We start from the raw sequence: 11,303 nt of genomic DNA, 5'->3' as shown, positions 1-11,303 counted from the left end.
TCTTTGGCGCGCATGGCAATTTTCAGCCATTTTTCGGCCTCTTCGGCAATATCATCCAGCTTGTCCGGAAGGTCGAGGTCGGAGATGATGCCTTTTACGGCACCAAGGCCATCTTTACCCGCCTGAACAAAAAATCCGGCACTGGCCGCATAACCAGCCAGATGTTCTACCTGATCCAGCAAGCCCTCAACCCGACTGACCATATCCACTGAGCCGTCACCCTGGGTTAGATGCTTGACGCGCATGGCCACCTGCATCCAGCGGTTGCCGCCCGAACCGATGCTGGCCAACGCATTACCCATATTGGCGCTTTCCAGAACTTCAGGCATGGTGTCGCGCAGGGTGCCAATGGCAATATTCATCTGCCCGCCCAAAATTTCCGCCATGTCGAGCATGCCGCTCAGGCGGGTCTGCAGATCGGGAGCGTCACCCTGAATCAGGCGCTGGGCGCGCTTGGCCATCTGGATCCACTGGTCGGCCATTTCCTGAATTTCATCAAGGCGATCCGGCAGGTCCAGTTGCCCAACCATGTTGCCGACAACGCCTACACCCTGCTTGGCGCTTTCTAACCAGTACTGGATGGTGGCCGTGCTGCTATGGATTTTCTGGACCATTTCTTCGGGATTTTCACCGATGATGGGGCACTTCAACTCCGCGCTGAGTGCCGCGATGGAGCTGAAAAAACCGGAGCGCTGCAGATTGCCGAGAAGTTGCAGGACTTCCTTGAGGGTTTTGTCCAGTTCGGCCTGCTGGGCGTCATTGATGAGCGCACGCAGGCGATCCAGCGGTTCTTCATCGGAGTTGCCCTTGACGAAAGATTGCAGGGATTCGGAAATGCCCTGCAGTTTTTCCATGTAGGGCTGCATGGTTTCCATCAACTTGTCTGTATCGATGGCCTGAGGGAGTTCATTCAGGACGTCGCGCAGCATCTGCAGCATGTTTTGCACCTGCAGGGCGGCTTCGCCGACTTTTCCGAGCCCTTCCCACTGGCGTTCGTTGAGACTTACTACTGCTGCTGGTACCGTATTCGCGTTGGCCATGTTGCGCTAATCTCCCGCTGAAATAATGCTGCGATAAGTGCTTTTAATAGAACAAAGCAAGCTTTGTTAAGACTTGCCTTATTTACCACAAAAAGCGTCCCTTTCCTACCCATGTCAGTGTGCCCTATCATCGTCAACGAGGCTTTTGCAGGCTAATTATTATGCTTTATGGCAGTAAACGAGAAACATATCGGCAGATCTTTCTGGACAGTTGGCAAGCTTTTCGCGAGGGGCGGCCCCTCGAAGGCGTGCAGACCAGGATTGTGGCCGCCATTCTGGATCACCCCGAGTATCAGGCCTTGCTGGAAGATGCCGAACGAGGATTGTACCAGGACTTTTCCCCTGAACAGGGGCAAAGCAATCCCTTTCTGCATATGTCTCTGCATGTGGGGCTGGCAGAAATGTTGGCAATGAATCAGCCACAGGGTATCGTCCATCTTTACACGATCGCCTGCGAAAAGCGGGGTGAACATGATGCCGAACATCTTTTTGTCGACTGTATGGGCGAGATGATGTGGCAGGCACAGAGGGCGGGGGTGCCTCCGGATATGGGTACCCTGCTGGCTTGTGTGCGGCGCGGACTGGCGTTGCCAGATCCGGCTTGATACGGCCCTGAGGGGCATTTGGGAGAAAATTCATGGTAAAAGCAGTGCAATCGACAACAACCGGCGCTGAAAGCATTCACTGGCGTTTGCAGGATCTTTATGCGGGTTCGGACGATCCGCACCTGGAAGCCGATATGCTTTGGGCCAGCAGCGCAGCAGAAGATTTTGCCCGGCAGTATCGACCGGGTTTGGGCGATCTGGATGCAGCTGCCCTGGCCACAGCCATGCAAAGTCTGGAGGCCATTCGTCAACGGTTGGGTCGGGTAGGGACTTTTCGTTATCTGAGTTATGTCACTCATGCCGACCAGCCTGCGTATGGGGCGGCGTTGCAGGCTTATGAAGAAGCCGCGACTCAAGTCAGCAATCAGTTGATATTTTTTGATATTGCCTGGAATGCGGTCGATGAGAATCGCGCTGGACAGTTACTTCAGGATCCTGCTCTCGCCCACTGGGCGCATCTGCTGCGCAACTGGCGGCAATATCGCAGTCACCTGCGGAGTGAGAGCGAAGAACAGATTCTTTCGGAAAAGCGGGTAACTGGTCGGGCACTCTGGGAGCGCCTTTTTGACGAAACGCTGACAGAGATGCGTTTCAATCTGCGCGGTAAGGCTATGACCGAGCAGGAAGTGCTGACCCTGCTGTCCAATCCTGACCGGACATTGCGTCATGATGCGGCAGAGTCCCTGAGTACGGGACTGGAAAGCCGCCTGCACACTTTGACCACCTGTTTTAATGCCATTCTGGCCGATAAGGCCCTGGATGACCGGCTGCGTTCTTATCCCCATTGGCTCAGTGAGCGCAATCTGAGTAATGAAATTTCCGACAGTATGGTCGAGGCCCTGGAGGCAGCCGTGGTGTCCCGCTACGCTCTGGTGGCCCGCTATTATCGGCTCAAGGCCAAACTGCTGCGGGTAGCGCCGCTGATGGACTATGACCGCTATGCGCCGATCTCCAGTGAGGCGCGGCGTTACGACTGGGCGGAATGTCAGCGCATTGTGCTGGCGGCGGTCCACGATTTTTCGCCGGAGCTGGGTGCCATCGGTCAACGTTTTTTTGACGAACACTGGATTGATGCGGCTCTGGCACCCGGCAAACGGGGTGGGGCTTTTGCTCATCCGGTGACTCCCGACGTACATCCTTACCTGATGGTCAATTATACCGGTACGGTGCGCGACGTGATGACCGTGGCCCACGAACTGGGGCACGGCATCCATCAGTATCTGGCGCGTGAGCAGGGCTACCTGAATGCCGATACGCCGCTGACTACAGCGGAAACAGCCTCGGTGTTCGGAGAAATGCTGACTTTTGAACGGCTGATGCGCGAGGAGCAGGACCCGCAGCAACGTCTGACCTTGCTCTGCGGCAAAATTGAGGACACCTTTGCCACGGTATTCCGGCAGATGGCCATGCATCGCTTTGAGGTGGTAATGCACAATGCCCGTCGTTGCGAGGGCGAACTCAGCAAGGAAAGGCTCGCAGAGCTGTGGATGCAAACCCAGACTGAGCAGTTTGCCGACAGTATCCAGTTCAGTCCCGGATACCGCTGGTGGTGGAGTTATATCCCGCATTTTATTGGCTCTCCCGGCTACGTGTACGCTTATGCTTTTGGTGAATTGCTGACTTTGGCTTTAATTCAGCGTTATCGGGAAAATCCCCAGGGCTTTGTGACGGGATATGTCGCCATGTTGAAGCTTGGGGGCAGCAAAACGCCTGCCGAGGTGGTGGCAGAAACGGGTGTTAATCTCGAAGATCCGGATTTGTGGTCAAAAGCCCTGGATTATCTTGCCAGTATGGTGGATGAGGCGGAATCCCTGGCCGGAGTCCGTTGAGCATGCGTCAGGAAAAAGACAGCATGGGTCTGGTGGAGGTGGAAGATACCGCACTGTGGGGGGCGCAAACCCAACGCTCCCTGAATTACTTTGCCATCGGCAGCGAACGGATGCCCATGGCGGTCATTTATGCCCTGGCCAGAATCAAGCGTGCTGCTGCTCAGGTCAACCACGAATTGGGCCTTTTGGGCAAGGATATTGCCGATTATATTCAGCTTGCCGCCAGCGAAATCATCGATGGACGCTGGGATGAACAGTTTCCGCTGCGGGTCTGGCAGACGGGTAGCGGCACCCAGAGCAATATGAATGTGAATGAAGTGATTGCCAATCGTGCCAACGAGCTGGCTGGTCAGGTCCGGGGCACGAAAAACCCCGTGCATCCCAACGATCATGTGAATCTTGGTCAGTCTTCCAATGATACTTTTCCGGCGGCCATGCATATTGCCGCAGCATTGGCGGCGCAGCAAAATCTGCTGCCCACGCTGATCCATCTGGAAAGCCTGCTGGCGGCTAAAAGCCAGCAATTTGCGGCACTGATCAAGGTCGGACGCACGCATCTGATGGATGCTGTTCCGCTGACCCTGGGTCAGGAGTTTTCCGGGTACCAGGCGCAGTTGCAGATGGGTATTCAGGCCATTGAGCAGGCTTTGCCCGGACTGTACGGACTGGCTTTGGGGGCTACGGCGGTGGGCACGGGCCTTAACTGTCATCCAGATTTTGCCAGACAGGCTTGTGCGCACCTGCATGCTGAACTGGGCTTGCCTTTTCATCCGGCAGCCAATTTTTTCGCGGCGCTGGCGGGCCATGAAGCCCTCCAGCAACTGAGCAGCAGTCTGCGCCTGGTCGCCATGTCCTTGCTGAAAATAGCCAACGATATTCGCTGGATGGCATCCGGCCCCCGGGCGGGTCTGGGCGAACTGCAACTTCCCGAAAATGAACCGGGGTCTTCCATTATGCCCGGCAAGGTGAACCCCACCCAGGCTGAGGCGCTGACCATGGTTTGCGTGCAGGTTTATGGAAATGACGCAGCCATTGCCTTCGCCGCATCCCAGGGTAATTTTGAACTGAATGTTTACAAGCCGCTGATTGCATTCAATGTTCTGCAGTCCATCGAGCTGCTGGGGGATGCGGCCCGGTCTTTTGCCGAGCATTGTCTGCAGGGGCTGGAGCCGGTTTCTGAACGCTTGCAGGAAAACATGGAAAAATCTCTGATGCTGGTGACTTGCCTGACCCCCGTGATGGGTTATGAGCGCGCGGCGGCCGTGGCCCAGCACGCCCACCGCAATCATTGTACACTCCGCGAGGCGGTGATTCAGCTGGGTTTCCTCGCGGGAGAAGACTTCGACGCGCAGGTGCAGCCGCAGGACATGTTGTAAAGCCAGGCATGCTGATGCGCTGCTGTTATGGAGGATCATCGCCGGATCATGTTATCCTTTGGTCCGGCTAATCCATCAGCATTCAGACAGCGCAAGAGGACTTAGAGCATGATCCTGATTTTAGAAGCAGATCTGGCGGAGCAGTCGCCCGTTTTTCAACAGTTGCTGACCCGTCTCAAGGCCATGTCTGATATCCAGTACCGGATTCATCAGGAACAGGGTATCGAGCAGTTGCTCAGCGAAATTTATCTGATTGGCAATACCAAATCGTTGCGGGTGGAAGACATGGAAGCCTTGCCCGGCGTGAAGCAGGCTATTCGGGTTTCCAGGGAGTACCGGATGCTCGGGCGGCATTCCGGCGATCATCGCACTCAGGGCTTTGACTACAACGGCGTTCATTTTGGGCAGGATAACCTCAATGTATTCGCGGGTCTCTGTGCGGTAGATACGCCCGAGCACGTTGAGCAGATGATGAAAGCACTCCAGGAAAACGGTCAGGTCTGCACGCGTATGGGCGCCTACAAGCCACGGACCAGCCCTTATGCCTTTCAGGGGCATGGCCAGGCCTGTTTACCCTATATATTTGAGCTTGCAGGCAAATATGGAATGCGGGTGATTGCCATGGAAATCCTCCACGAGTCGCACATGGATGAGATCCGTGAGGCTTTGGAAAAAACCGGACATCCAACCGGGGTGATGCTCCAGATTGGCACCCGTAATACCCAGAATTTTGAACTCCTCAAGGCCGTAGGAAGGCAGACCGAGTTTCCGGTGCTCCTCAAGCGTGGTTTTGGCATCACCCTGGAAGAGTCCCTCAACGCAGCAGAATATCTGGCCTCAGAGGGGAATACCAAGGTGGTGTTTGGCTTGCGTGGCATGAAAACCAACCTTGGTGATCCCCATCGCAATTTTGTGGATTTTGCCCAGGTGCCCACCGTGAAGCGTCTTACCCGGATGCCGGTCTGCATTGATCCCTCTCACTCCGTGGGCAGTCGTGATGCCGGCCCGGACGGAATCCCTGACGTTTTTCACGCTACCGCAGAGGGGGTTGTGGCGGGGGCCAACATGATCCTGGTGGATTTTCATCCGGATCCGGCAACTGCGCTGGTGGATGGCCCTCAGGCCTTGCTGCTGAAAGAGTTACCCTGGTTTCTGGAAGATGTCCGGCTGGCTCGCGAAACCTACGAAGAGCGGGTGCTTCTGGCCGCTGCTCAGGGTGTTGCTGAGTAGGGCCGCAGCCCTACTTCACACGCATGCCGGGTTCGGCGCCGGCATCCGGAGACAGGAGGAAAGGCCCCCCCGCCGGACCACTGGCGGCCATGACCATGCCTTCAGACAGGCCAAAACGCATTTTGCGCGGCGCAAGATTGGCCACCATGACCGTCAGGCGTCCCACCAGACTGGCTGGATCGTAGGCACTTTTGATACCCGCAAACACTGAACGGGTTTTTTCTTCGCCAATATCCAGGGTCAGATGCAGTAACTTGTCCGCACCTTCCACCGCTTCTGCCGCAACAATCCGGGCAATGCGCAAATCGACCTTGCTGAAATCCTCAATACTGATGGTGCTGCTTTCCGTGCCGGGCGCAGCGGCTGCTTTTTTTTCTGTGTCGGCATGTTCGGGCTTTGTTGCTGCACCATGGGTACCGGGTGCTTCTGTGGGGGCTTGAATCAAGGCGTCCACCTGGGATTTTTCCATACGTTGCAATAAATGGGTGTAGGGCTGAATGTCGTGCTTCAGCAGGGGTTGGCTGAGTCCCGACCAACTGAGCTCCGTTTGTAAAAATGCCAGCGATTTGCGCGCCAGTTCGGGAATGACCGGGCTGAGTAAAGTCACCAGAATGCGGAAGCCATTCAGCGTCACAGTGGCAACGCGATGTAATGCTTCGCGCTGTTCAGGATTTTTGGCCATCGCCCAGGGGGCATTCTGGTCTACGTAGGCATTAATCTGGTCGGCAAGCGCCATGATGTCGCGCATGGCTTTGCCATATTCGCGACTTTCATAAGCCTCGCCAATAGCTTCCTGACTGTCCAGCAGATTATCGTAAAATGCCTGATCGGATCCCAGTGATGGGGCCAGTTGCCCGGCAAAAAAGCGATGAATGAATCCCGCCGCCCGCGAGGCCAGATTGACGACCTTGCCAACCAGATCCCCGTTGCCTTTCAGCAGGAAATCTTCAAGGTTGAGGTCAATGTCTTCGACATGACTGTTGAGTCGGGTGGCAATGTAATAGCGTAAAAATTCGGGATTGAGATGTTGCAGATATTGTCCGGCAGTGATGGAAGTCCCCCGGGATTTGCTCATTTTGGCACCGTTTACGGTCAGGTGTCCGTGAGCAAAAATACCGGTAGGCAGACGATGTCCGGAGCCCTTGAGCATCGCCGGCCAGAACAGGCCATGAAAATAAATAATATCCTTGCCAATGAAATGATAAATTTCGGCGCTGGCGTCGGGTCCCCAGTAATCACTGAAATCACGACCATGACTGGCACACCAGTGGCGGGTGGCTGCCATGTAACCGGGCAGGGCATCCAGCCAGACATAAAAAAACTTGCCCGGCGCATCGGGAATGGGGATGCCGAAGTAAGGTGCATCGCGGCTGATGTCCCAGTCGGCCAGCCCAATACTGAACCACTCATCCAGCTTGTGGGCGACTTCTTCCTGGAGGGTGCCGCTGTGAATCCATTGTTTGAGGAACCCGGTAAAATCCCCCAACTGGAAAAAGTAATGCTCGGATTGGCGACGTTCGGGTACTGCACCCGATACGGCAGACACCGGATTGATCAGGTCGGTGGGGCTGTATGTAGCGCCACAGACCTCGCAGCTGTCTCCATATTGATCGGGTGCCTGGCAACGGGGGCAGGTCCCGCGTATAAAACGATCCGGTAGAAAGATGCCAGCAACGGCATCATAAGCCTGTTCGATTTCGCGGATGTTGATGAAATCGGCACTGCGCAAAGCCCGATAAATCTCCTGCGATATCTCGAAGTTTTCCGGTGAGTGGGTGCTATGGTACAAATCAAAACCGATGCCAAAGCCGGTAAAATCGCGCAGATGCTCTTCATGCATGCGTGCTATCAAGGCTTCCGGAGTGATGCCTTCACTCTGGGCGCGCAGCATGATGGGCGTGCCATGGGCATCATCGGCGCAGACGTAAACGCAATCATGACCCCGCAGGCGCTGATAGCGGGCCCAGATGTCGGTTTGGGTGTATTCAACCAGATGGCCAAGGTGAATCGGACCATTGGCGTAGGGCAGGGCGCTGGTAATCAGGATGCGTTTAGTCATAGTAGCCATAAATTACAGGGGAAGCGCTTGTCAGGCAATGCTGTTGAACGATTTTTGATGCTGGCAGTCACTGCTGATCCATGGTATAAAGGGCGCCATTTTTCAGGGAGATTTATCTGATGTCCAGAGTTTGCAAGGTGACCGGCAAAAAGCCTATGGCCGGAAACAATGTTTCGCACGCCCACAACAAGACCCGTCGGCGTTTTCTGCCCAATCTCCAGTATCATCGTTTCTGGGTAGAAAGTGAAAATCGTTGGGTGCGTATGCGGGTGAGCACCAAGGGTATTCGTACCATCGACAAAAAAGGTATTGATGCGGTTCTGGCTGAACTGCGTGCTGCCGGCGAAAAAATCTGAGGATTTAACTGATGCGCGACAAAATCAAATTGGTTTCCACGGCCGGTACCGGTCATTTCTACACCACGACCAAAAACAAGAAGACCACACCGGACAAGCTGGAAATGAAAAAGTACGATCCCAAAGTCCGTAAGCACGTGGCTTACCGGGAAGACAAAATCAAGTAATTTTCTGTGCCTCCCTGCGGTCTGCCCTGAATCTTCAGGAGAGGCCGGTTGGTTCTTTGCTCAACCATCATTATTTTGCTAAGTTATTAGCACTCCTGATGGTTGAGTGCCAAGGACCCCATTCCAATCATATGTGCATCGTCCACAATTTCTTGTTCTCCGGATATTCATGCGGCCTGGCAACAGCACAGGATAATCTCGTCTGTTGGGGACAAATCTGATGGCTATGGATGAACGTGCGCGGCACCTGCTCAAATCCCTCATCGAGCAGCATATAGCCAATGGTGTACCGGTCGGCAGTCGCCAGTTGGCCAAGGGCGCCGGTCTCAATATCAGTCCTGCTACGGTCCGTAATGTCATGGCGGATCTTGAAGATGAAGGTTATCTGATTTCCCCCCATACTTCTGCCGGACGCATTCCTACCCACGTCGGTTACCGCTTTTTTGTGGATGCGCTGCTGCGGGTGGTGCCGCTGTCTCCCGAGTCCCATCAACTGCTGATTCATCGGTTGGGGCACTACATTCCGGATACCGAGCAGGTGCTCCATGCGGCCACGGAGGTGCTTTCGGAGTTGACCCACATGGCGGGGTTTGTCCGCGTGCCCCGGCGCGCCAATCGAACGTTGCGCCATGTGGATTTTCTGGCGCTGCGCGAAAAGGAAGTGCTGGCCATTTTTGTAACCGATAAGGGCGATGTCGAAAACCGCCTGATTCGCACCGAGCATGCCCTCAGTGCCGCTGAACTCAATCAGGCGGCCAATTTCTTCAATGAAAGTTATGGTGGTCGCCCCTTGCAGGAAGTCATCCAGCATTTGCAGCGCGATCTGCAGCAATCCCGTCACGAAATGGACCGCATATTGCGCAGTGCCATGGAGCTGGGTGAGGAAATGCTGGAAGAAGATCAGCAGCGCATGCTTATTGAAGGGGAGTTTCAATTGCTGGACCTGCCGGAACTGGCCGGTAGTGAACGTCTGCGCGAGTTACTCAATGCGGTGCGGCAGAAGCGTGATCTCGTCCATCTTCTCGATGGCAGTATGCGCGGCAGTGAAGTGCGCCTCTTCATTGGTGAGGAATCGGGCTTTGCGCCCTTGAGCGATTGCAGTGTCGTTTCAGCGCCGTACGTGGTGGATGGCGAGGTGCTCGGCGTGCTCGGTGTGATTGGACCCATGCGCATGCCTTATCAACAGATTATTCCCCTGGTGGATGGCACCGCCCATTTACTGGGGCGGGCTTTGTCACAATCTTGAGTGGCTTGGCTTGAAATGGCGCCGGGTCCTCCCCATATGGAGGACATCCAAACGATCAGGAGTGAATTGCGCATGAGTGAAGAAGAAAAGCCCGTGTCGTCTTCAGAAGAAGCGGAGACAACAGCAGCATCCGAGGCCCGTGAAGTCAATTGGGAGGAGAAGGCGGAAGCCTATCGCAATGATTATCTGCGGGCCTTGGCCGATGCCGAAAACCAGCGCAAGCGCTCGGAAAAGCAGATTGAAGATGCCCGTAATTATGCCGTAGACCGCTTTGCCCGGGAATTGCTGCCGGTTATCGACAGTCTCGAACTGGCCCTGGCGACGCCCCTGGAAGGCGATGAAGCGCTCACGCAGTTTCGCCAGGGTATTGAAAATACGCTGACTCTGTTTGCCCAGGCCTTGGGAAAAGCAGGTATCGCCCCCATAGAAATGGGCGAAGGGCGTTTTGATCCGCATCTGCATCAGGCGATTGCCATGGTGGAGTCAGAAGGGGATGCAAACCGGATTCTTGCGGTACACCAGAAAGGTTATCTCATGCATGACCGTCTGCTGCGTCCCGCCATGGTTTCGGTGTCCAAAGCACCCAAAACCGCGTAATCATTGTTGATATAAACACAAATTTTTTAATTCAGGAGAACATATAATGGCTAAGGTAATTGGCATCGATTTGGGCACCACCAATTCTTGTGTCGCCGTCATGGAAGGCGACAAGGTCAAGGTCATTGAAAACAGTGAGGGCAAGCGGACGACGCCTTCCATTGTCGCGCTTACGGAAGAGGGCGAGGTGTTGGTTGGCGAAGCGGCGAAACGTCAGGCAGTCACCAATCCCGAAAACACCATTTATGAAGTGAAGCGTCTGATTGGTCGTAAATACGACGATGCCGAAGTCCAGAAAGATCTGAAGCACGTTCCCTATAAGGTGGTCAAGGCCGAGAACGGCGATGCCTGGGTAGAAGTGCGCGATAAAAAATATTCCGCGCAACAGATTTCGGCTTTCATTTTGCAGAAAATGAAAAAGACGGCGGAAGATTATCTCGGTGAAACGGTCAGTGAGGCAGTCATTACCGTCCCTGCCTACTTCAACGATGCCCAACGTCAGGCTACCAAGGATGCGGGACGTATTGCCGGTCTGGAAGTGAAACGCATCATCAACGAGCCTACCGCAGCGGCCCTGGCTTTTGGTGAAGACAAAAAGCCCGGCGACAGCAAAATCGCGGTTTATGATCTTGGTGGTGGGACCTTTGACGTATCCATCATCGAAATTGCCGAAATGGACGGTGAGCACCAGTTTGAAGTGCTGTCCACCAACGGGGATACTTTCCTGGGTGGTGGTGACTTCGACAATCGCATCATCAATTATCTGGCGGATTCTTTCAAAGCCGAAGCCGGTATTGA

Annotated in this window: 10 protein-coding genes and 1 pseudogene; 9 read left to right on the top strand and 2 right to left on the bottom strand. The window is 54.8% G+C overall.

Annotated features, from left to right (window positions below):
* Positions 1–1,040 (bottom strand): annotated as a pseudogene (locus AC2VLY_RS02095) (hypothetical protein); the annotation flags it as partial.
* A gap of 161 nt (positions 1,041–1,201) precedes the next feature.
* Here AC2VLY_RS02095 and AC2VLY_RS02090 point away from each other — a divergent pair.
* From AC2VLY_RS02090 to AC2VLY_RS02075, 4 genes are all read left to right on the top strand, one after another.
* A complete protein-coding gene (locus AC2VLY_RS02090) occupies positions 1,202–1,645 on the top strand; it encodes a DUF1841 family protein (RefSeq protein ID WP_193651318.1) in 444 nt (147 codons plus the stop codon).
* 32 nt (positions 1,646–1,677) lie between these two features.
* The gene (locus tag AC2VLY_RS02085; RefSeq protein ID WP_486892095.1) at positions 1,678–3,474 is read left to right on the top strand and encodes a M3 family oligoendopeptidase; all 1,797 of its coding nucleotides are present in this window, start codon (positions 1,678–1,680) and stop codon (positions 3,472–3,474) included.
* Between the two features lie 2 nt (positions 3,475–3,476).
* Entirely contained in the window at positions 3,477–4,850 is a 1,374-nt protein-coding gene (gene fumC / locus AC2VLY_RS02080; RefSeq protein ID WP_300251592.1) for a class II fumarate hydratase, read from the top strand.
* Positions 4,851–4,958: 108 nt separating this feature from the next.
* Positions 4,959–6,080, top strand: coding sequence for a 3-deoxy-7-phosphoheptulonate synthase (locus AC2VLY_RS02075; RefSeq protein ID WP_193651321.1), 1,122 nt, complete (start codon positions 4,959–4,961; stop codon positions 6,078–6,080).
* A gap of 10 nt (positions 6,081–6,090) precedes the next feature.
* Here the strand turns inward: AC2VLY_RS02075 and metG are convergent, their stop codons facing one another.
* The gene (metG, locus tag AC2VLY_RS02070; RefSeq protein WP_486892247.1) at positions 6,091–8,139 is read right to left on the bottom strand and encodes a methionine--tRNA ligase; all 2,049 of its coding nucleotides are present in this window, start codon (positions 8,137–8,139) and stop codon (positions 6,091–6,093) included.
* A 119-nt stretch (positions 8,140–8,258) separates the two neighbouring features.
* Between metG and rpmB the strand changes: the two genes are divergently transcribed.
* From rpmB to AC2VLY_RS02045, 5 genes are all read left to right on the top strand, one after another.
* Positions 8,259–8,495 carry a 50S ribosomal protein L28 gene (gene rpmB / locus AC2VLY_RS02065; RefSeq protein WP_024892956.1) on the top strand — a complete coding sequence of 79 codons (237 nt, stop codon included), beginning with the start codon at positions 8,259–8,261 and terminating at the stop codon, positions 8,493–8,495.
* Between the two features lie 11 nt (positions 8,496–8,506).
* Positions 8,507–8,662 (top strand): 50S ribosomal protein L33, encoded by a 156-nt coding sequence (rpmG, locus tag AC2VLY_RS02060; protein ID WP_010637078.1) that lies wholly within the window; start codon positions 8,507–8,509, stop codon positions 8,660–8,662.
* Positions 8,663–8,882: 220 nt separating this feature from the next.
* Positions 8,883–9,908, top strand: coding sequence for a heat-inducible transcriptional repressor HrcA (hrcA, locus tag AC2VLY_RS02055; protein ID WP_024892957.1), 1,026 nt, complete (start codon positions 8,883–8,885; stop codon positions 9,906–9,908).
* A gap of 72 nt (positions 9,909–9,980) precedes the next feature.
* Positions 9,981–10,505, top strand: coding sequence for a nucleotide exchange factor GrpE (locus tag AC2VLY_RS02050; RefSeq protein ID WP_486921694.1), 525 nt, complete (start codon positions 9,981–9,983; stop codon positions 10,503–10,505).
* A 46-nt stretch (positions 10,506–10,551) separates the two neighbouring features.
* Positions 10,552–11,303 (top strand): Hsp70 family protein (locus tag AC2VLY_RS02045; protein WP_486921693.1); only part of this gene is annotated, 752 nt, incomplete at its 3' end.

Source organism: Acidithiobacillus sp. TH-A36 (assembly GCF_057473445.1).
Note: the sequence above shows the minus strand (reverse complement) of the source record. Positions and strands in the feature narration are given on the sequence as shown.